Raw genomic sequence first — 21,281 nt, 5'->3', positions numbered from 1 at the left:
GAGGCAAAGTTCAATGGCTGAAGTGTCGCACTAAGTCGTTGCAATGCTTGGTGGGTAATCACGGACACGAACCGTGGACACCCTGATTACAGAGTCAGCGAACGTCGGCGCGCGTCGCCGAAGCGAGCGAATTGGAAAAGTCAGCGACGGGACGCATCTTCGCTTTTGCGCAGTATTGCATCCACGCCACCATCAGAGCACGACGCTTCTCCAGAAGGTCCCCTCGCCTATAGGCTCCTTCGACCTTACTTTCGATCGCGTGCGCGAGCGCCATTTCCACGATGAAGTTTGGGAAGCTCGTAGTCTCCGCGGCCCAGTCGCGAAACGTCGAGCGGAAGCCGTGAACGGTGAGTTCGCCTCGCTTCAACCGGCGCAGCAACATCAGCATGCTCATGTTGCTGAGGTGCCGGCCAGGCTTCTCTCCGGGAAAGACGAACTCGTTCCGCTTGACCGTTTCCAGCTCTTTGATGATCTCGACAGCTCGCGTCGATAGCGGCACGCGATGGTCTTTACCTGCCTTCATCCGCACGGCCGGCACGGTCCAGATCTTCTTCTCTAGATCGAACTCGCTCCACTGCGCACCCAGCGCTTCCGTGGTTCGAGCGGCTGTGAGAATGGTGAACTCCAGCGCGCGCGATGTCAGGCCCGTTGCAGCTCGCAGCTCCGACATAAGCGCCGGCAGATCATCGAACGGCATCGCCGCGTGATGCTCGACCTTGGCGACCTTCGACGGCTTCGGGAGCAGGTTCGCAAGGTGGCCGCGCCAACGGGCCGGATTTTCTCCCGAGAAGGCCCCACGCGCTTTTGCCCAATCGATGACGACTTCGATCCTTCCCCGAACCCGGGATGCCGTTTCAGGCATCGAATGCCAAATCGGTTGTATGGCCTCAAAAACCATTTCGGTCGTGACGAGCGCGACCGCGATGCCGCCAAACTTTGGATAGAGATAGCGCCGGAGGGTGCTGTGCCACTGCTCGCAATGCTTTGCGTTTTTCCAACTCGGCTCGTGCGCCGCCATATAGGCTTCGGCGCACTCTTTGAATGTCATTGCCCGAGCTTTGTCGGCGGCGGTTTCCCTTTCCGCTGCTCGCTTCGCCTCAATCGGATCCTGACCGAGATCAAGCTGACGTCGTGCATCGCCAGCCAATGAGCGCGCAGTTGCAAGACTAACCGAAGCGGCAGAGCCGAGCCCGAGATACCTCGGCTTGCGATCGTGCATGTACCGAAAGACCCACGACCGGGCTCCGCTCGGCTTCACCCTCAGATAGAGCCCAGCGCCGTCCGGGTAGAGGCCCGGCTTCTTGATGTTCGAGGCAGAGATAGCATTCAAGCGATGAGTTGTTTTCGGCATCCCCGGGTCCATAAATTGGACCACAAACGCGAGGCCGATGGTAGGCGATTTGCGCCGACGCCCATAGACGTCAGAAAGCACTTTTCCTTGATTTTATTGGTGTTTCAAAAGCGCCAGCCGACGTCGATCGACACTGAGAGACGCAGGGTTGGTGGAGAGGGCTGGATTCGAACCAGCGTAGGCGAAGCCAACGGATTTACAGTCCGTCCCCTTTAGCCACTCGGGCACCTCTCCATGGTCTGTGGCGCGTGCCCAGTCCAAATGAAAGCGCCCCGCCGATCAAGGCAGGGCCTCCGCCCCGCGTTATCTTCACGAGGGCCTTTCCTGTCAATCAGAAAAGCTGCAAGGTCTAACAGTTACGCCTTCGCAGCCTTCCGCCGGGACACGCGGCAGCCGCCCTGAATTCTCACGGCGACAGGCGCGTCCGGCTGGTTAAACCACACATTCGCGAGAAACACCCTGTCCAAGGACCATTTCAAAAAGCCGTGGCGCGACAAAAATCGCTTCTCGGCATCAGGCGGCCAACGCTACGGCAGACCCCTACGCGCAAAAACGCCGCACAGAGGCGGACCGGCAAGCTCATCCGGAGAGAACGCCGAAGGGCCGCTCGTACTCTTCGGCCTGCACGCCGTCGAAGCGGCGCTGAAGAACCCGAAGCGGCGCGTTCATCGCCTCATGCTGACGGAAAATGCAGAACGCCGGCTGATCGAGGCCGTCGGCCCCATAACCGCGAAAATCGACCGCGTGACCCCGCGCGACTTGGACCGCCTCCTCGGTCCCGATACGGTGCATCAGGGCGTGGCGCTCGAAACCGAGCCGCTGCCGGAGCCGGATTGGGACGAACTGGCGCGCGCCGCCGATGGCCGGCCACTGATCGTGCTCGATCAGGTGACCGACCCCCATAACGTCGGCGCGATCCTGAGATCATCGGCAGTGTTCGGTGCGAGCGGTCTCGTGATGACGCATCGCCATAGCCCGCCGCTCAACGGCGTCCTGGCGAAATCCGCTTCTGGCGCACTGGAGCTCATCCCCGTCGCGCTGGTCGCAAACCTGGCGCGCGCCATGGAAGAACTGCGCGAGGCGGGCTTTGCGCTCGTCGGCCTGGACGGCGAGGCTGAAACCGCAATCGAGGATCTCGACTGGTCTCGGCCGACAGCGCTCGTGATGGGTTCCGAAGGCAAGGGCCTCCGAGAGCTGACGCGCAAGACGTGTGATACCCTCGCGAGAATTTCGACGGACGGCCCTGTCGCGAGCCTCAACGTCTCGAATGCGGCCGCCATCGCGCTCTACGCAGCCATGCGCGCACGCCGGAAATGAAAAAGCCGGTGCGAAGAATCGCACCGGCTCATCGCATTCGTAATCGGCTGACGTGTCAGTCGCAGATCAGCGGGCGATCGCAGACATAGCTGCCGCCGCGGCAGATCGTGTCGCCGAATTCGTTCTCGAAACAGCGGCGCGGCGTGCGACGGCAGCGCTCCGGTCCACGGTAGCAGCGGTCGTCGTAGCGCGAATAGTAGCGCGGTCCGCGTGCACTGTCGGCGATCGCGGCGCCGACGCCGAGACCGATAATGCCCGCCGCGATACCGACACCAACGTCACGCCCGCGAGCTTCAGCACTCGGCGCTGCCGCCAGTGCCATGCCGCCGGCAACCGCAAGCGCCATCAATCCATGTACAAATCGTTTCATCATTGGCCCTCCTGGTGCCGCGACGGCCGCGCATCATCCGCGATGCTCGGCTCTATGCCTGTGTGCGGCTCGAATCTCTCAGTATCGATGAGGTTCTAAAAAACATTGAAATACGGCGCGATCACGCGGAGCTTGCGGCCGCCCCGTGGCATAATTCCGTACGGCAGATGAACGGCTTACCAGTCGCCCCGGCGATGACCGCCATAATGGCGGCGATGCCATTCGACATGCCGGTAGTTGCGCTTGTTCGCACCCCATGCCCCGTAATACGGCGGCAGGTTACCGCGGAAGCGATTGACCCGGCGCGGCCCCCACTCGCCTGAGTTGTAGTAGGGATAGTATCCGCGCGGATCATAATAATAGTGGTAATAGTCGTCGAGCGCGTCCGCCCGGCCCGGGTCGAACTCGTGTTGTCTGAGGTCCGGCCGGTGTAGCGCGTCAAAGGCTGACGCAGCCTGAGCGCCGGCAAACAGCGCCGCAGCGATCGCGGCCACGGCGAGCAGGGATTTCGTGGGCATGGCATACTCCCAGGAGGACATGGCGTAGCGGCGCGTACACAGCCCCAGCGCTTCAGAATCGTTTGCCCAAGATTAACTGAAGATCGCCTTAACGCCCATGACGGACGGCTCGGCCGTGCGCAATTTCGGGCCGCCGTAGCATTCCTGCCCGCCTTTTCGCGCTCCGACGATCGGTCTCGCGATACAGCGCCGCTGTCGCGAACGAAAAGAGGGAACCGGCTCCGGCTTATTGATCCCCCCGGAAACCGCGCCGCTGTTGACATCGAAACCCCGATGCGCGAGGTCTCGCCCGTCGCCTCGAACGGATGCCCGTGCACGGGTTGCGCCGGCTTAGCACAGTGGTAGTGCACCTGATTTGTAATCAGGGGGTCGTAGGTTCAAATCCTACAGCCGGCACCAATAACTTCAGGTTCTTACGGACAAGACATCAGGGTTTCTGGTGGTACGCTTGTACCAGAAATCTCTTCCAAACTCGGCAATTCAATACTTCGATTGCCCACCGTCCGCGAAGCTCGCCGCCGGGCGACGACCCATCGCTTCACTCCGGATTATCCGGCTCGACGAGTCGCGCGAGTTGAGCAAGCGACTGCTGCCAGCCGATGTAACATGCTTCGAGCGGAATGACGGCCGGCACCCCGGACTGCTCGATGTTGACTTCGGTGCCGACCGAAACCGCCTTCAAGGCGATCGTCACGTGCAAGGTGCCGGGCAGATTCGGATCGTCGAACCGATCCGTGTAGCGAAGGAGCTCATTGGGAACGAGTTCGAGATATTCTCCACCGAACGAATGCTCGTTCCCGGTTGTAAAGTTGGCGAACGACATTTTGAACGTGCCGCCGACGCTCGGCTCCAGGTGATGGACAGTGCACGTGAAGCCGTAGGGCGGCAGCCATTTTGCCATGGCCGCGGCATCGAGGAACGCCCGGTAGACTTTCTCGGGCTTGGCCGCGAAGACGCGATGCAGCCGGACGGTGTTCGTGGACGTCGACGCCGTTTTCTGTTTCTCAGACACAGGGTTTCCTCCTTCGTTTCCAGCGTGCGAGCCGCAGCAGCGCTCCGCATCATGCCATGAAGACGCCCGGCATGCCGCCGATCCGACAACGGTCGCATACTTCTTGACGATTTCTATGGGGCAGCGGCCTCTGAAATGCCGCCTACCGCGTTTTTAGAAGAAAGGCAGGACAGTTTGTCGGAGCTTCACGCCCTCAATCGTCCTCGAAACGCACAAAGGAGAAACCATGCTCTACACACTGCTCTGCTACAATAAGGAAGACGTCGTGTGGTCCTGGAGCAAGGCCGAAGACGAGGCGGTGATGAGCCGCCTGAACGTCGTGCACGAAAAGCTCGTACAGGAGGGCAAACTCGGCCCGGCGCTCCGGCTCTTGCCGACCACGACAGCCACGACGCTGCGTGCCCCGGACATGGTGATCGACGGCCCCTTCGCCGAGACGAAAGAGCAGCTTCTCGGGTTTTACGTCATCGACGTTCCCGATCTCGAAGCGGCGCTCGACGTTGCGCGTCAGCTTTCCGAAGCCAATCCGACGAGCGTTTACGAAATCCGTCCGATCGCGCTCTACGTGCCGGAATCTCGACCCAACGCTTCGAAAGATCGCGTCAAGGCTTACTGAGCAATGAGCCAAGTCATTCACGACCCTGCCTGGATCAACAGCGCTCTGACTGCGGCGCGGCCGCAGGCTATCAGCGCGCTGCTGCGCTATTTCCGCGATATGGATACGGCGGAAGAAGCGTATCAGGAGGCATGCCTTCGCGCGCTCAAGAACTGGCCGCGCAACGGGCCGCCACGCGATCCGGTCGCGTGGCTGATCCTCGTGGGACGCAACGCGGCGCTCGACGGCACGCGCAAGCGCAGTCGCGACGTGACGCTGCCGCCGGATGAACTGATCTCGGATCTGACCGACGCGGAAGCGCCGCTCGTCGAGCGCTTGGATGACTCTCACTATCGCGACGACGTCCTGCGCTTGCTGTTCATCTGCTGTCATCCCGAGTTGCCAGCGACGCAGCAGGTTGCGCTGGCGCTCCGCGTCGTATCCGGCCTTTCGGTCGCGCAGATCGCACGTGCGTTTCTCGTCTCCGATGCCGCCATGGAGCAACGCATCACGCGCGCAAAGGCACGCATTGCAAAAGCAGACGTGCCGTTCGATGCACCCGGCCCCATCGAGAGAAGCGAGCGCCTCGCAGCGGTGGCGACAATGATCTATTTGCTCTTCAACGAGGGCTATACCGCCGGCAGCGATCCGGCTCGCGCCTCTCTTTGCGACGAAGCCATTCGGCTGGCGCGATTGCTTTTGCGGCTATTTCAGACCGAGCCCGAGATCATGGGACTGACGGCGCTCATGCTCCTGCAGCAATCACGTCTGCCTGCGCGTTTCGATCAAAACGGCGAAGTCGTTCTGCTGGAGGATCAGGACCGCGCGCTCTGGAACGACAATCTGATCAATGAAGGCGTCGCGCTGTTGGATAAGGCGATGCGCCATAACCGGCCCGGAGCTTATCAAGTCCAGGCAGCCATCGCCGCAACGCATGCACGCGCGGCGCAGTTCTCCGAAACGGATTGGGCTGGCATCGACGCGCTCTATGCGGCGTTAGAACGAATGCAACCGTCGCCGGTCGTCACATTGAATCGCGCTGTGGCAGTGGCAAAGCTGCATGGCCCATCGGCAGGTCTTTCAATGATTGCGCCGTTGGAAAAAGCGTTGTCCGGATACTTCCATTATTTCGGCGCGCGCGGCGCTTTCCTTTTGCAGTTGGGACGGATCGAGGAAGCCCGAACTGATTTCGATCGCGCGATAGCATTGGCCGGAACACCGGCACAGGCCGCCCATATTCGCAACCACCTGGATCGGCTGCTCCAAGATGCGAAGCCGAACGCAAAATAATTCCAAGATCACGCAATCAGAGATCAAACTAAAACGAGCCGATCGTTAAATCGGCTCGTAGTTGTTGTTCACTCGTAAAGTCTGAGCTCTTTAGCGCGTTGAGCCTGGGCTCGTTGGACTCGGGCTGGTCGAACTTCCGCCCGTACCCGTGCTGCCGCCGCTTGCAGAATTACCGTATGGATCTTGCGCGCTGCCAGGAACCGGTGGCGCCGTCGGAGCATAGGGCGTCCGATTGCTCTGAACGGCTCCTGGACCGGTATTCGGCGCAGTCACTCCGGCGCCGCTCCCCGTCGTGCCGCTTCGCATGCCGGGATGAGTCTGCGATCCGGTCGCTCCGCTACGCGACCCGCTGCTGGAACTCGACGAGGCCGCCAGAGCAGGCCCCGCGCCGAAGAACGTTAGCGCGACAACCGCTGTCATCAGTTTTTTCATAACATAACCTTTGAACTGTTCAGCCATCATTGCAGAACTGCGATCGCCAGCAGCCGTTCCAGCGGTGCGAAAAGCTCCGAGCGCACGGGCTTTTAGCGCTCGTCGTCGGAACCGTTATCGTCGCGAGCTTTTTAAACGGACGAGGACAAAAAATACGTCGACAAACGCGTGATTAATCACGGGCTATTTTCGGAGACGGAGTGCGCAAACGTCAGGACGCGAAAAATCGCCCTTGAATGCTGCCGTTCGCCGGCTCGCTCAGATAGCGCTCGACCATCGGCAGATGTGGCTCGATGGCGGCGCGACCGGCCGCGATCAACTCGTCGGCACGATGAAAATCGAGAACGCCGATACGCGCGAGATCCGGCGCAATCAACAGATCCGGCGGATCGCCCATCAGCCGCGCGCGGGCGATACGGTCGTGGAATATGCTGAAGGAGTTCAGGATCACCGATGTAATTCCCGGCGCCGCCTCTTTCTGATGCCCGAAGATTTGCCGATGCAGAAGTTGCAGGGCCCCCTTGCCATTCCACCGCGTGATCGGCGCAACGTCCTCGACAACCGGCGCGATCTCGGCCTCCTCGACATCGTCATCGACGAGAATGCCGCCACGGCCGAATTCGCTCGTAAGGTTGATTGCAATCACAGTTCTTGCGCCTAACGCGCGGCAAACGGAAACCGGGATCGGATTGACCAGGCAGCCGTCGATCAACCAACGTCCGTTCAGTTTGACGGGGCGAACAATGCCGGGAATCGCTGATGACGCGCGCACGGCGTCGTTAACATTCCCGCGACGCAGCCAGATTTCATGGCCGGTAGAAAGGTCCGTCGCGATCGCGGCGAACTTGGTCGGCAATGTCTCGACGCGTAATCCCGTGAGATGCTCATCAAACCGGGAGAATAGACGTTCGCCTGCGATCAACCCCGACCCGGATACGCTCAGATCGAGATATCCAAAAACGCGGCGGCGCGTGAGGCTGCGCGCGAAATCCTCGAGCTGATCGAGGCGCCCACCAGCGTAATGGCCTCCGACGATCGCACCGATCGAAGTGCCAACCACAATGTCAGGTTTGAGACCGGCTTCGGCAAGAGCGCGAAGGGCTCCGATGTGGGCCCATCCGCGGGCGGCGCCGCCACCAAGGGCGATTGCCAGTTTATCTTTTGCCATGTGCGCTTGTCGAAAAGTTGCCCTGGCCGAGTCAGCTCAGCATATCACAACGCGCAGGCAAATAATTTGGTTCTCTTGTCCGACAGGTTAATTGGGCGGCGAAGCGCGGGGACGAAGCCGACTAACGGACGCTTCCAGCACGCCCTTCCCGCACATTACCGATCCGTATCATCACAATTCCCTTACCGAGGCACGGGATGCAGCGGCGCGAGCGACGGAATCCTTACGGCGTCTCGTTCTCTCTCTTTGGTGGCGCAGCCATGTAGGCCGAAAGCGCAAGCACCACATCGTACGGTCCCGGGCGCTTCTTCTGAAGCAGCTCATCGACAGCGATCGCTTCAGCAAGGATGTCGTCGATCTCCTGCGCCGACAACTCCGTCTCAGATCCGGCACCTGAGCCGTTACTTTGCGGTGGACTAAGCATAGCGCAAACCTTCAATTCTCGGTGACGTCTAAACGCGCCAAAGGGCAACGCAATCAGCAAGACTCAAACAGCAAAGGCACAGCAGCTTCGCCTTGCACGACGCGCAGGAAAGCCGTCATCGAACGGCCCAGAAACGCAAAAAATTGAAACCTCGATTTACACAACGATATTATGTCCGATGATGCAAGACGTATACGGACAATTTCCGGTTTTGAATGTTCGTTCCGTGGTTCAGACCTAAAAAATAATTCAGGAGCTTTGCATTGAGGGAATACAGCGTGCGGACCGCGAACTCTTGCGCTCGCGATCGGTAAAATCTTCCGCGATCTCAAGGAACCGTGCACACGGACTGTTGTTTAATTTATCGGCGGGGGCTTGGAGGAGGTAGCCCATGAACTCTCGCTTTTACATTATGGCCATAGCGTCGCTGATCGCGACAACGCCCGCCTTGGCCCAAACAACCACAAATCCTGGCACGACGGATTCAACAACGCCGCCGGCATCCGGTTCTAGCAGTGCACTAACTCCGTCGCCCTCAACAAGTGCGACCACCACAACAGGTTCTTCCGAACCTCCCGTCACCGCTACACCATCTCCGGTCGAACCGAGCAGGCTTGATCCCTCTGCGCCAAGCGAGCAGCGGTTGATAATTGATCCCGGATCGGGAGCCGGAAGCACGACCACAAATCCCGCCGATAATTCGTCAAATCCGGGCGCCCCAGGAAGCAGCTATAACGCTATTCTAGAAAATGGCTCTTCGAGCAACGGCGCGAGCACCGGAAGCTCCGGCCTTGGCATTACGCCGGCACCTTCGGCTTTGTCGCCGAGCATGTACCCGCGACCTTTGACGACCCCGGCGTTACACAACCCAGCGAGCAATTATCCCGCCGCGCTGACGGCGCCGGTATTCCCGCAACCCAACATGCCGATATCCACAGGCATCGGATCGTCAGCCCTGAGATCGGGGCTATCGGCACACAGCTTCATGCAAAGCCACCCGCTTTCCATTAGCCACGCACATTCTGGAAGCCATCGGTAATGCAGGACAAAGCGAGCGGGCCGATTGGGAGCCGCGTGCCGCTCTCGGATACAAAGGTTTGATACGCTAAAAACCGGGAGCGCTACGCCCGCTTTTGCGGCGGCAGATCGGTGCAAACGCCTTCGAAAACCTCGGCGGCCATTCCGACGCTTTCCGAAAGCGTCGGATGCGGATGGATCGTCTTGCCGACATCGATCGCATCGGCGCCCATCTCGATCGCGAGACAAATTTCCGAAATCAGATTTCCCGCTTCGATCCCCACGATGCCGCCGCCAATGATACGCTGCGTCTCGGCGTCGAATAGAAGTTTCGTCAGACCGTCGTCCCGTCCGTTGGCGATGGCACGTCCGGATGCCGCCCAAGGGAACACGGCTTTGCGATAGGAGATGCCCTGACGCTTCGCCTCGGTCTCGGTGACGCCCGACCACGCGATTTCAGGATCCGTGTAGGCGACGGACGGAATCTGACGCGCATCGAAAAAGCTCGGCTTTCCGGCGGCGTTCTCCGCCGCGACATGCCCCTCGTGAACAGCTTTGTGCGCAAGCATCGGTTCGCCCGCGACGTCACCGATTGCGAAGATGTGTTCGACGTTCGTCCGCATCTGCTTGTCGACGGAAATGAAACCGCGCTCGGTGACGGCGACGCCCACGCCCGCTTTGTCCGCGTCGATCAACTTGCCATTCGGCTTTCGCCCGACCGCGACAAGAACCAGATCATAGGCGACCATTGCTTCCGGCGCATTCTTGCCCTCAAAGCGGACATGAATGCCGTCCGCCTTGGCATCGGCCGCAACGACCTTTGTTTGCGTCATCACACGATCGAAGCGCCGCGCATTCGTTTTCTGCCATACTGAAACAAGATCGCGATCGGCACCGAGCATCAGCCCGTCCAGCGCTTCGGCGACGTCGATGCGTGCGCCGAGCGTCGAATAGACGGTCGCCATTTCAAGCCCGATGATGCCGCCGCCGATCACGAGCATCCGCTTCGGGATCTGTCGCAACTCCAGCGCACCGGTCGAGTCGACGATGCGCGGATCGATGGGCAGGAACGGCAATGTGACCGCTTCCGAGCCCGCCGCGATGATCGCCTTGTCAAACCGCACAAGCGCTTCGCGATTGTCTGCAGCCGTAACGACAAGATGATGAGGATCGGAAAACGTCCCCGTTCCTTGCAGAACAGTGACCTTCCGCGCCTTGGCCATCGCCGCGAGTCCGTTCGTCAGCTTCTTGACGACGGCATCTTTGTGCGCGGCGAGCTTTTTGAGATCGATCTCAGGATTTGCGAACGCCACGCCGTGTGCCGCCAGGCCGCGCGCCGCGTCGATAATAAAAGCCGTATGCAGCAACGCCTTGGAAGGAATGCAGCCGACATTCAGGCAAACGCCGCCAAGCACAGGCCAGCGGTCGACAAGGATCACGCGCGCGCCAAGATCGGCCGCACGAAACGCTGCGGAATAGCCTCCCGGCCCCGCACCGAGCACGACGACATCGCAGGTGTGGTCCGGCTCCCGCGTGCTTTCTGCGCTCATCGCATTCTCATTCCTCACAGAACCAGCTGACGCACATCGGCGAGCGCCCCGCAAATCTTGCGCAGAAAGCGCGCGGCCAACGCACCATCGACGGCGCGATGATCGTACGACAGGCACAGCGGCAGCATCAGCCGCGGCTGAAATTCGGCTCCGTCCCAAACGGGCTGCATCTTCGCGCGAACGGCGCCGAGGATCGCGACTTCGGGTGCATTGACGATCGGCGTGAACGTCGTGCCGCCGATCCCGCCGAGGCTCGAAATCGAGAACGTGCCGCCGCTGATATCCGTCGGCGTGATTTTACCCTCGCGCATGCGCGCCGAAACGGTCGCCATTTCTTGGCTGAGTTCGAGAACGCCTTTACGGTCCGCATCGCGAATAACCGGAACCACGAGGCCGTCCGGCGTGTCGACCGCGACGCCGATATTGTAATAGCGCTTGAGGATCAGCGCGTCTTTCGACGGCGACAGCGATGCGTTGACGTCGGGGAATTCCTTCAAGGCGGATACGGCTGCCTTCAGCAGAAACGCGACCAGCGTCACGCGATAGCCTTTGTCTTTCGCGTCGGCATCGAGTTCCTTGCGATAGCCTTCAAGATCCGTGATGTCGGCCTCGTCGGCGTTCGTGACATGCGGCACGTTGAGCCAAGCGCGATGCAAATGAGGTCCCGTCAGCCGCTTCAATCGCGACATCGTCTTGGTTTCGACAGGTCCGTATTTTGCGAAGTCCTGCGCCGGAATTTCGGGGATGCCTAGGCTACCGCCACCCTCGCTGCGCGCGATGTATTTCTTTACGTCCTCCTTGGTGATGCGACCCTTCTCGCCGGTGCCGGAAATTTTCGTGAGATCGACGCCAAGCTCCCGCGCGGTCCGCCGCACCGATGGGCTCGCATGCACGGAGCCAAAGTCCTTGGGCGCAGGCAAGTCATCGTCTTTCGTGTCCGGCTTCGCAGCTCCGGACGGCGTCTCATCATTAGCTTGAGGAAGCCCTTTTTCACTTGCCGCTGACGCGTCACGATGAGATTCCCCATCCTTGCTTGCAGGCTTGTCTTTCGATTTCTCGGTGCCGGCAGAAGAAACGTCCAAACGAATGATCGCGCTGCCCTCGCTGACCTTGTCACCGATACCAACAAGAATTTCCGCGACTTTTCCCTGCTGCGGCGACGGCACATCCATCGCCGCCTTGTCGCTTTCGAGCGTGATCAGCGGATCGTCGACTTTCACTTCGTCGCCCGCCTTCACCTGAATTTCGACAACCGGCACATTGTCGAAATCGCCGATGTTGGGGACCTTGACGTCTATGAGCGGCATTTCATTCGCCTGTCGGTCAGCTGCGGGCCGGGTTCGGCTTGTCGGGATCGATCTGATACTTGCGTAACGCTTCAGTCACCTTGATCGATGGAATTTTGTTTTCATCGGCAAGCGACTTGAGTGCCGCAACTGCAATGAAATGCCGGTCGATCTCGAAGAATGCGCGCAGCGTCCGCCGATAGTCTGAGCGGCCGAAGCCGTCGGTTCCAAGCACGCGATAGCGGTTCGGCACGAACGACCGGATCTGATTGGCGTAAAGCTTCATGTAATCGGTCGACGCGATGACCGGCCCGTCGCCGCACTCGGAGATCTTTTGCGACACGTAAGGAACGCGCGGCGTCTCTTCCGGATGCAGCAGGTTCCAGCGTTCGGCGTCGTAAGCTTCGCGCGCAAGCTCGGTAAAACTCGTGACGCTCCAGACATCGGCCTCGACATTCCAATCGTCACGCAGAAGATCGGCCGCCGCGATCGCCTCGCGCAGGATCGCCCCGGAGCCCATCAGCTGAACCTTGTGACGAGTGGTATTTTCCGGCGCAGCCTTGAACAGGTACATCCCCTTGATGATGCTGCCCTCGACACCGTCGGGCATCGCCGGATGCTCGTAATTCTCGTTGAGCAGCGTCAGATAGAAGAACACGTCCTCCTGATCCGCGAGCATGCGTTGCAGGCCGTTCTGAATGATGACGGCGACTTCGTAGCCGAACGTCGGATCGTAGGAGACGCAGTTCGGCACTGTCGCCGACAGAATATGGCTGTGACCGTCCTCGTGCTGCAAACCCTCGCCATTGAGCGTCGTGCGCCCCGACGTGCCGCCGAGCAGAAATCCGCGACAGCGCTCGTCGCCCGCGGCCCACGCGAGATCGCCCACGCGCTGAAAGCCGAACATCGAATAGAAAATATAGAAGGGAACCATCGGCACGTTCGAGGTCGAATAGCTCGTTGCGGCGGCGATCCAAGACGCCATCGCACCCGCCTCGTTGATGCCCTCCTGCAGCATCTGCCCGGTCTTGTCTTCTTTGTAGAACATCAGCTGATCCGCATCCTGCGGACGATAAAGCTGCCCGACCTGACTGAAGATGCCGAACTGCCGGAACATGCCTTCCATGCCGAACGTGCGGCTTTCGTCCGGCACGATCGGTACGATGCGGCGGCCGAGTTCCTTGTCGCGCATCAGCGTCGTCAGGATGCGCACGAACGCCATCGTCGTCGAAATCTCGCGCCCTTCTGAGCCCTTGAGTTGCATCTCGAAAGTTGACAACGCCGGCACGGAAAGCGAATGCGATTTTCGCCTGCGGGTCGGTAAAAACCCGCCGAGCGCCTTGCGCGTCTTGTGCAGATAATCGTTCTCGGCCGAGCCTTCCGGAAAACGGATGAACGGCAGTTTCTCGATCTCGCTTTCGTCAATCGGAACCTTGAAGCGACTGCGAAAATGCTTCAGCGCATCAACGTCCATTTTCTTGGACTGGTGCGCGAGCATCGTCGCTTCGCCCGCGTTGCCCATGCCGTAACCCTTGACGGTTTTCGCGAGCACGCACGTTGGCCGTCCCTTGTGCCGAACGGCGGAATGATAAGCCGAATAAACTTTCGACGGATCATGGCCGCCGCGCGTGAGCCGCCAGATTTTATCATCCGACCAATCGGCAACGAGCGCCGCCGTCTCCGGATACCGGCCGAAAAAGTTCTCGCGGATGTAAGCGCCGTCACGGGATTTGAAGACCTGATATTCGCCGTCGACGCACTCTTCCATCAATTTCCGGAGCTTGCCGCTCTTGTCGCGCAACAGAAGTTCGTCCCATTGCGATCCCCAGATGACTTTGATGACGTTCCACCCGGCGCCGCGGAAATTGCGCTCCAGTTCCTGGATGATTTTACCGTTGCCGCGAACGGGACCGTCGAGCCGCTGCAGATTGCAATTGATGACGAAGATGAGGTTGTCGAGCTTCTCCCGGCCTGCGAGAGAAATCGCGCCGAGGCTTTCCGGCTCGTCCATCTCGCCGTCGCCGCAGAATACCCAGACTTTCCGCTCATCCGTTTTCGCGAGACCACGATCGTCAAGATATTTCAGAAAGCGCGCCTGATAGATCGCCATCAACGGACCGAGGCCCATCGAGACGGTCGGAAACTGCCAGAAGTCAGGCATCAGCCACGGATGCGGATAGGACGACAATCCGCGCCCGCCGACCTCGCGACGAAAATGAACGAGCTGATCTTCGGTCAGTCGCCCTTCGAGAAACGCACGGGCGTAAATTCCGGGCGACGAATGCCCCTGAAACATAATCAGGTCGCCGCCGTGATCGTCCGTCGGCGCACGCCAGAAATGCATAAAGCCGGTTTCATAGAGCGTCGCCGCGGACTGATAGCTCGCGATATGGCCGCCAAGCTCCGTCGACTCGGCGTTGGCGCGAACCACCATCGCTGCCGCGTTCCAGCGGATCGCCGCCACAATGCGGTGCTCGAGTTCCCGATCACCCGGATGCTTGATCTCGTCGCGGGACGGAATGGTGTTGATGTAGGCCGTGCTCGACGCGAACGGCAGCGCGGCGCCACTCCGCCGGGCGCGCTCGACGACTTCCTTCAGAATATCATCCGCACGCCCCGTGCCTTCGAACGCGATGACCGACGCAATGGACTCCGTCCAATCGCGTATTTCGTCATCGTCAGGCTTGAGAGATTTCTGCTCGCTCTTGCCCATGACATTCCTTGTCGCCATTCCTTGGCATTTGCGGCGCAACGGCCATACTTTATTAAACCCATCAGAGACATTTGAGTTCGAGTCGTTAACTTTGCAAATGCGCCAACGCATCAGCCCAGCGACCGGAGCGAACCGCCTCTTTCTTAGATAGTAAGGCAGGCAGGCTCTCTGAAGGATCAGGTCTTCAGTTCAGGTTGAAAAATCGTAACTCGCTCCATGCCGTTCGGTACGCCCGCCGATTGCAACGCAGCGACGAAAAGCATTGACGCCGGGGCATCCCGCGCAGACCTTGGTCAAACGTGCGTCGCGAACAGCGCCCATCGAGCGAGGAAGTCTGACCATGCCTCCCGCCAAATCGTTTGTGTATGCAGTTCACCTGAGCGTTGCCGGCCTTGCGCTCAGCGTGATGCCTTTTTCATCATCTGCCTTGGCGTATGAATCGGCGTCCGGCCCCCGCGTGCGCGGACTGGGCGTTGTTTCGGCGCCGGTCGATCGTCGGGGGCCGACGCTATTGCCGGATCCATTGATCACGCCGGACTCAGGCTTTTTGGGAAGCGGCACGGGCGGGGCGGTGAGCAACGGCAATGCCGCCGGCCTGCCCTCGATCGTGCCGCCGCCACCGAAACCGGTTCGCATCGTCACGCCGGTCGTTCGCAAGGCGACGCCCGGCACGGGGAACAGAGGACGGAAATCACGCGGGCGGATTATCCTGCAGAAGCCGAACGGCTAACGAGCCGTCTGGCCGAAGCACGTCCGTGCGATGCACCAAAGACGCGATGCAGTGGAAATCTGCACGCACGGCCGCAAATTTGTCTGTGATCGTCAAACTCGTGTGGCAGGTTCGGCGCCTTAAACCCGATTGCGCAACTCACAGGAGTTTCAGCACATGCGCCAGGTTCCTCTCATGATGGCAGCCGGCCTGCTCGCCGGCGCGTTAGCAGGCACTCCGGCCGAGGCAAAGTCGTGCTTCAAGAAAGCGGCAGTTGGCGACGCGCTCACGCAAGACCTCGCCAAGTTCCAGGTCGACGCGATGCTCTTGCAGTCCACCGACTGGAGCATCTACTTCACGTACATTTCGAGCGGCACGACGCCCGGCTACACGTTCGGCAAGCGCTCGTACCAGTGCGCGCCGGGCAGCGTCGGCTGGGAATGTCGCGGATCGGCGACGCTCTGCAAGCTCTGAGACTTATCGAACGTCACGAAAAACGCGCGAGATGCCGTTAGACTACGGCTTCGCGCGTTTTTGCTTGCTGGCATTGGCTGCCACTTGCGCTCCGATTTTGGGAACGCCGCATTTTTCCATCGGCGACGCCGTCGTCGTCCAGTTGTCCATCGTGACGGTGACGACATACCTCCGGCAATCCGGCCCTGCACCCTCGACGAATTTCACCTGGAACAGCGCATCCTTCGGCTTGCGCTGACGCGGCCACACGAAGACGCCGCCGTCCGGCGTCTTAGCCACCGCACGCTCGATCGCGATGCGCGCGTTCTCAAAATCCCGCGCGGAAAACCGCATCAAAAGCGACCGTGAAATATCCGGATTGAGCCCGACGGCCTCCGCGCGCGCGCGATAGGCGTCCGGCGAACCAGCATCGGACTCGCTCGGCGTATTCGCAGCAGGAGACTCCATCGGCTCCGATTTGATGGGAGGCGCTTCCGTGACTGGCGTTGCCTCTGGCAATGGCACGGGAGCCTCTACGGCCTGCGGCGGCTGTTGCAACGCCGACACCAGAGGCCGGCTCGCGACGATTTCATCAGGAACCGCAGACGCCGGAATCAAGCCTGCAATCGCGCTTGAAACGCGTGCGGCCAAATCCGGCATACGCCTCAGCAGCGCGCCGTCATCGTGCGTAAAAACCCAGGCGCCGCCAACGATAATCGCAAGCGACGTACACCACGCAAGCACGTCATTCGCGCGCGCGACAGGACCGCCAATTCTCTCACCGGCGTCCAACTCGAATTCCGTGGTGTAAAGATCATCCTCGTCATAGATCGAATACGTTTCGAAAGCCGACGAGCGCAGCGGAACCGACATGACGACCCTTCCGTCTCATTTTCTGTCGATATCCCGCTGGCGACGAAGAAATCAGGGACTTCGGGGCAAAAAGATGACCCGCCGTTCAACTTGCACGGCGGGTCTGAAATTTCGTGAAATGTTGCGGAGTGGGAGAGCCGCGCAATAGCTGCGAATTAATCCTATCGCTACGGCTATCAGCCGCTTACTTGGGATGCTCCGGCAGCTTCAATCCTGCAAGGTATGTTGCGAGAGATTTGATCTCGCCCTCGTCGATGGACTTCATCAACGCAACCATGCCCGGGTAAGTATTGCGCTCACCTGTATGAAAGTCCGTCATCGTCTTGAGCAGATATTCGTCCTGCTGCCCGGCGAGGCGCGGCCTGACCATATCGCCCTGATAATGCTCCTGGTGACATCCTCTGCAATTCAACGGATTGAGCGCTGCACGCGCCTTCACCTTGACGTCATCCGCTGCGGCCGGCTGCTGCAAATCCGGCCAGGGCAAGTTTGAAAAGTGCGTCGCAAGCGCCTCCATGTCGGTCTGGCTGAGAGGTTCGACGATCGGAGCCATCTGCTCGTTCTTGCGATGCCCGATTTTAAATAGGCGCATCTGATTCAGCAGGTAATAGCGTTTCTGCCCCCAGATATTCGGAATGGTTTTGTCGATTGGAACGCCGTTCTCGCCGTGACAGCCGGCGCAAACGGTGGCGAGTTCATCTATCGATTGAGCGGATGCTGAATGCGGTCGCGAAACTGCAATGCAGACAATGACCAGAATGCCGATAAGAAACTCGCGCGCGGTGAGCTTATTCATCGATCCCTCCTGAATACCCGCAAGGAAAGCGTGGCGCGGAGCAAACGTCACCAAGCGGTGTTGAACGCGGACAATTTGTGGTGTCTGATCTTGAGAATGGAGATTTACGAAAGCACGCCTCTAGCGACAGTCAGTGAACACGCAATCGAATAGTCAGGCAAGCCCAAGTCGCAACGCCCGAAGGCTAAACCCGGTTGCGCGGCAGGACAAATTCCAGCCTAAGCTGCATTCTGATCGGCTCATCCGACGCGTCCCCGCTGGGCCGGAAACCGACGGCACGATTTATGCGCAGCGCCGCATCGTTTCCTGACTTGACCTCGCTTTCCAGCGTCTCGATGCCCAACCCTTCGAATGCCGCAAGGCACGCGCGGAACAGCGCGGCGTATCCGAGGCCTCCGCCCCTGCCCTCCGCGATGATCAAGCGCCCAACCGCCGCTCGCTTTGCGTCGAGATCGATTTGATAAATTGCGATGGTGCCGACAGGCAGCTCGTCGGCCGCGCGCCGGACGATGAACATCACGTCGGACGGATTTTCGATGTAAGCGCGATACCAGGCTTGCTGCTGCGCCGCCTCGATCAATCGTCCGTCATTGAACCAGATCCGGATGTCGTCGCGATTGCGCCACGCCCGCATCATTTCGAGGTCATCGGCACCGATCGGCGTCAGATGAACGGCGTCGTCAACAAGAAGCTCCGACGGTATGACCGGCTTCGCCATGCTCTTTCCGGCGCCTCCGCTCATGGCATCCACTCAGAGCGCCCGCTCGAGCCTGGTCTCAACGCACGTGCACACGGCTTCGACGACCCGGGACACGTCGCCATCTGAAAGCTGCGGATGCAAAGGCAGAGACAACACATGCTGCGACTGCCTTGCCGCCTTGGGACAAGCCGCGTGCTGATCAGCAAACATCGGATAATCGAGGTTATTGCGGTAATGAACGCCCGTGTTGATGCCGCGCGCGTTCAAGTCCGCGATGAGTTTTTCGCGATCATCGATCAGGATTTGATACAGGTGCCGCGACGAGAAACATCCGGCCGCCGTCGGCACGGTTGCGATTTCCGCGCGCCCTGCGAAACCCTTGTCGTAAAGAGCGGCAATCTCCCGGCGACGCGCGTTGTGCGCATCAAGATGAGGCAACTGCGCCAGCCCGATCGCGGCCATGATTGAATTGCCGTGATACTTGTAGCCGACGGATTCAACCTCGTACTGCCACTTGTAGGCCGACGCATCGGCGGCTCGCGCGTACGTATCCTTGTTGATCCCGAGCCAGCTTTTCCGGCGCGCCAGCGCATCGAAGTCTTCGTCGGCGAAACAGATCATGCCGGCATCCGCTGTCGGCAAATTCTTGACCGCCTGGAACGAATAGACCGTCACGTCTCCGCGCGGCGTCTCGCCGTTGAGCTTCGTCCCCGCCATGTGCGCCGCGTCGAGCACGAGGACGAGCTTATGCCGCGTGCAAATTTCCGCGATCCGCGAGAGCTGGCCCGTATTGCCGCCAAGCCCGACGAAAACGACGGCGCGCGTATGCGGCGTGATCTTGCGCTCGACGTCATCCGGATCAAGACACAGGTGCGCGTCAACATCGGCGAACACCGGCTTCAGGTTCGCATGCAAAATCGCGTGGTTAGTCGAGACGAACGTGATCGGCGTGGTGATAACCTCATCGCCGTCCGACCAGCCGTGCTGCTCCTTGTAGATGTCGAGCGCCAGATGCAGGCCGCTCGTCGCCGAATTGAGAAAATGGGCATGCGGAAGGTCGCTATAGCTCTTCCAAGCCTCTTCGAACGCGATCGTCTTGAAGCCGGCGCCGGTCCATCCTTTTTCCAGACATTCGCGAATCTCGCCGAGGCAAGCCTCGACATCGAACGTCGGGACGAACAGCTGGATCGCCATGAATGCAGTCCTCTCGGCCTTTGCGGGCCGCCATCGGCGCGCGACGATCAGCGTGGCTGCATGTGACCGGTCGAGGGACTGCGCAACGTGCTCGCTGGCGCGCAATATCCAACGATTCGATGGCGGCGGCCATTGATTGACCGCCGTTCAATTTGACAAGCGAGCGAGATTGGAGAGAGCGAGCCGAAGGTCGGTTGGCGGAAGACTGGAGCTCCCGCCACCTTCGCCCCAAACGGATCGCGTCGTTTAGGCGTGCTTTGCCGAGGTAGCGCCGCGCGCCATCGTCCATGCCCACTGCAGAACCAGCAACGCTCCGAAGGCGACGAAGTCGACTTCGAAAACGCGGCGGACGACATCGGCCGACAGCGTCGCCTCGGAACCCTCGAGCGGATAGCCGGTCACGAACAGCGCCATCTGATACGTCGCAAACGCGACGGCGAACGCGAGAGGCACCGTCAGCATGGGCGAGCGGCCTTGCAGGCGCTCGACGACGAGGTGCGCAACAAAGAACGCGATCAGCGCCGAGATGCCCATCGCCGCGCCCCAGGCGAACGTGTCCACCGTTTGCGGGTAATGCAGAACTCCGAAACCGACGAGCTGATTGGCAAGCAACGCCGTGGCGACGAGAGCCAGGCCCGTCGTCCGCCCCATCACAAGCGCTGCAAACGCCGCGATTGCCGCCAAAGGCGCCGCGCACGCGAAGGCGAGGCTGCCCAGGACGCTGAGAGCCGACACCAGAATGATCATGACAATCGTGCTTCCCGAAAAGCGATCCAAACTGTCGTGCATGAGCATTCCTTTCTTGCGTCGCGGCCGAAAACGTATCGGTGCAACTGTATTTCTACGGCGGTGATCATAACAAAACAAGGGCGGGCAACGCCTTGCATCGGCCGTCAAACCCGCGAATTGCTGTTGCCTTGCATGCTCCGGGCACGTTATGTCGGCGATGGAGCGCGGCAACTAACAGCAGCGCGCTTCTGTTAAGCCTTTGGAATGGGACTGCGGGCCGGCACGGCCTTGCTCCTAGCGGAACGCGCGACCGGATCGCGCCGCGAGGTACCCAATATGAACGTCAATCGACGCACCCTCCATCCCATGAGCCCGCATCGCCTTGAGGCGACCGGCCGCGATCGAATGCGGATATGGCAAACGCCGCATCTGTAGCCGCCGGGCTGTCCCCGGCCTTCGCAGCACCCTCATGAGTTCAAGCGTGCACGTTCCTCAAGGAACCGCACCCCCGTTCGGCAAAAGGATGAGACATGCAGGATCGCGCACCGCTTGAGGATGAGGCGCAGGTCTTTTCCGGCATCGTCAAGGTTTGGCGAAGCGACTACGGCGAACTGCTGACCGACAGCGGCGTGACCGTCCCATTGGTCACCAGCGGCTACCGGCCGGTGCCGGTCGGCGCGCGCGTGACGCTCGTTGCCCGCAAATATAAACCGCTTTTCCAAATTGATCGCATCGTCGACGGCGCCTGACCTTCCCTAACCTCACAAGACTTGTAAGTGTTGAG

20 protein-coding genes and 2 tRNA genes are annotated in these 21,281 nt (G+C 60.2%); 7 read left to right on the top strand and 15 right to left on the bottom strand.

Translation table 11 applies throughout. The features are described from left to right. Positions 1-94: 94 nt before the first annotated feature. The gene (locus HDEN_RS04470) at positions 95-1,351 is read right to left on the bottom strand and encodes a tyrosine-type recombinase/integrase (RefSeq protein ID WP_013214938.1); all 1,257 of its coding nucleotides are present in this window, start codon (positions 1,349-1,351) and stop codon (positions 95-97) included. A gap of 149 nt (positions 1,352-1,500) precedes the next feature. Continuing rightward, positions 1,501-1,585: transfer RNA gene (locus HDEN_RS04465), tRNA-Tyr, on the bottom strand. 408 nt (positions 1,586-1,993) lie between these two features. Here HDEN_RS04465 and rlmB point away from each other — a divergent pair. Then, the gene (gene rlmB / locus HDEN_RS04460; RefSeq protein ID WP_245256775.1) at positions 1,994-2,668 is read left to right on the top strand and encodes a 23S rRNA (guanosine(2251)-2'-O)-methyltransferase RlmB; all 675 of its coding nucleotides are present in this window, start codon (positions 1,994-1,996) and stop codon (positions 2,666-2,668) included. A gap of 55 nt (positions 2,669-2,723) precedes the next feature. Here the strand turns inward: rlmB and HDEN_RS04455 are convergent, their stop codons facing one another. After that, entirely contained in the window at positions 2,724-3,038 is a 315-nt protein-coding gene (locus tag HDEN_RS04455) for a hypothetical protein (protein ID WP_013214936.1), read from the bottom strand. Between the two features lie 176 nt (positions 3,039-3,214). Further along, positions 3,215-3,556: a hypothetical protein gene (locus HDEN_RS04450; RefSeq protein ID WP_013214935.1), complete on the bottom strand. Its 342-nt coding sequence runs from the start codon at positions 3,554-3,556 to the stop codon at positions 3,215-3,217. 324 nt (positions 3,557-3,880) lie between these two features. Between HDEN_RS04450 and HDEN_RS04440 the strand changes: the two genes are divergently transcribed. Then, positions 3,881-3,955, top strand: a tRNA-Thr gene (locus HDEN_RS04440). 139 nt (positions 3,956-4,094) lie between these two features. Here the strand turns inward: HDEN_RS04440 and HDEN_RS04435 are convergent. Then, positions 4,095-4,568, bottom strand: a complete 474-nt coding sequence (locus tag HDEN_RS04435; RefSeq protein ID WP_013214934.1) for an SRPBCC family protein — start codon at positions 4,566-4,568, stop codon at positions 4,095-4,097. Between the two features lie 226 nt (positions 4,569-4,794). On the opposite strand from HDEN_RS04435, the gene HDEN_RS04430 reads away from it, so the two are divergent. Together HDEN_RS04430 and HDEN_RS04425 are read left to right on the top strand one after the other, a co-directional pair. Further along, positions 4,795-5,184 carry a YciI family protein gene (locus HDEN_RS04430; RefSeq protein ID WP_013214933.1) on the top strand — a complete coding sequence of 130 codons (390 nt, stop codon included), beginning with the start codon at positions 4,795-4,797 and terminating at the stop codon, positions 5,182-5,184. A 3-nt stretch (positions 5,185-5,187) separates the two neighbouring features. Further along, on the top strand, positions 5,188-6,453 hold the full coding sequence (locus tag HDEN_RS04425; protein ID WP_013214932.1) for an RNA polymerase sigma factor: 1,266 nt from the start codon (positions 5,188-5,190) through the stop codon (positions 6,451-6,453). 643 nt (positions 6,454-7,096) lie between these two features. Here HDEN_RS04425 and HDEN_RS04420 read toward each other — a convergent pair. The 5 genes from HDEN_RS04420 to aceE all read right to left on the bottom strand — a co-directional run bounded on the left by HDEN_RS04420 (position 7,097) and on the right by aceE (position 15,043). Further along, on the bottom strand, positions 7,097-8,053 hold the full coding sequence (locus tag HDEN_RS04420) for a patatin-like phospholipase family protein (RefSeq protein ID WP_013214931.1): 957 nt from the start codon (positions 8,051-8,053) through the stop codon (positions 7,097-7,099). Between the two features lie 223 nt (positions 8,054-8,276). Beyond that, the gene (locus HDEN_RS04415) at positions 8,277-8,477 is read right to left on the bottom strand and encodes a hypothetical protein (protein WP_013214930.1); all 201 of its coding nucleotides are present in this window, start codon (positions 8,475-8,477) and stop codon (positions 8,277-8,279) included. Positions 8,478-9,598: 1,121 nt separating this feature from the next. After that, a complete protein-coding gene (lpdA, locus tag HDEN_RS04410) occupies positions 9,599-11,044 on the bottom strand; it encodes a dihydrolipoyl dehydrogenase (RefSeq protein WP_013214928.1) in 1,446 nt (481 codons plus the stop codon). A gap of 14 nt (positions 11,045-11,058) precedes the next feature. Next, entirely contained in the window at positions 11,059-12,351 is a 1,293-nt protein-coding gene (locus HDEN_RS04405) for a 2-oxo acid dehydrogenase subunit E2 (RefSeq protein ID WP_013214927.1), read from the bottom strand. Positions 12,352-12,367: 16 nt separating this feature from the next. After that, positions 12,368-15,043, bottom strand: coding sequence for a pyruvate dehydrogenase (acetyl-transferring), homodimeric type (gene aceE, locus HDEN_RS04400; protein ID WP_013214926.1), 2,676 nt, complete (start codon positions 15,041-15,043; stop codon positions 12,368-12,370). 511 nt (positions 15,044-15,554) lie between these two features. Here aceE and HDEN_RS18115 point away from each other — a divergent pair. Further along, positions 15,555-15,773 (top strand): hypothetical protein, encoded by a 219-nt coding sequence (locus tag HDEN_RS18115; protein WP_150103190.1) that lies wholly within the window; start codon positions 15,555-15,557, stop codon positions 15,771-15,773. Between the two features lie 156 nt (positions 15,774-15,929). Beyond that, on the top strand, positions 15,930-16,226 hold the full coding sequence (locus HDEN_RS04390; protein ID WP_013214924.1) for a hypothetical protein: 297 nt from the start codon (positions 15,930-15,932) through the stop codon (positions 16,224-16,226). Positions 16,227-16,268: 42 nt separating this feature from the next. Here HDEN_RS04390 and HDEN_RS04385 read toward each other — a convergent pair whose 3' ends face one another. The 5 genes from HDEN_RS04385 to HDEN_RS04365 form a co-directional block, all read right to left on the bottom strand. Continuing rightward, positions 16,269-17,078, bottom strand: a complete 810-nt coding sequence (locus HDEN_RS04385) for a hypothetical protein (RefSeq protein WP_013214923.1) — start codon at positions 17,076-17,078, stop codon at positions 16,269-16,271. A 184-nt stretch (positions 17,079-17,262) separates the two neighbouring features. Continuing rightward, complete coding sequence (locus tag HDEN_RS04380; protein WP_013214922.1) at positions 17,263-17,874, bottom strand: c-type cytochrome; 612 nt, start codon at positions 17,872-17,874, stop codon at positions 17,263-17,265. A 184-nt stretch (positions 17,875-18,058) separates the two neighbouring features. Then, entirely contained in the window at positions 18,059-18,616 is a 558-nt protein-coding gene (locus HDEN_RS04375) for a GNAT family N-acetyltransferase (RefSeq protein ID WP_013214921.1), read from the bottom strand. 9 nt (positions 18,617-18,625) lie between these two features. After that, complete coding sequence (locus tag HDEN_RS04370) at positions 18,626-19,768, bottom strand: DegT/DnrJ/EryC1/StrS family aminotransferase (protein ID WP_013214920.1); 1,143 nt, start codon at positions 19,766-19,768, stop codon at positions 18,626-18,628. A gap of 246 nt (positions 19,769-20,014) precedes the next feature. Further along, positions 20,015-20,557 carry a hypothetical protein gene (locus tag HDEN_RS04365; protein WP_013214919.1) on the bottom strand — a complete coding sequence of 181 codons (543 nt, stop codon included), beginning with the start codon at positions 20,555-20,557 and terminating at the stop codon, positions 20,015-20,017. A 470-nt stretch (positions 20,558-21,027) separates the two neighbouring features. Here HDEN_RS04365 and HDEN_RS04360 point away from each other — a divergent pair, with 470 nt between their 5' ends. Then, the gene (locus tag HDEN_RS04360) at positions 21,028-21,246 is read left to right on the top strand and encodes a hypothetical protein (protein ID WP_013214918.1); all 219 of its coding nucleotides are present in this window, start codon (positions 21,028-21,030) and stop codon (positions 21,244-21,246) included. Positions 21,247-21,281 lie beyond the last annotated feature (35 nt).

This window comes from Hyphomicrobium denitrificans ATCC 51888 (genome assembly GCF_000143145.1).
Lineage (GTDB): Bacteria > Pseudomonadota > Alphaproteobacteria > Rhizobiales > Hyphomicrobiaceae > Hyphomicrobium_B > Hyphomicrobium_B denitrificans.
This window is presented reverse-complemented; position numbering and strand designations above follow the sequence as displayed.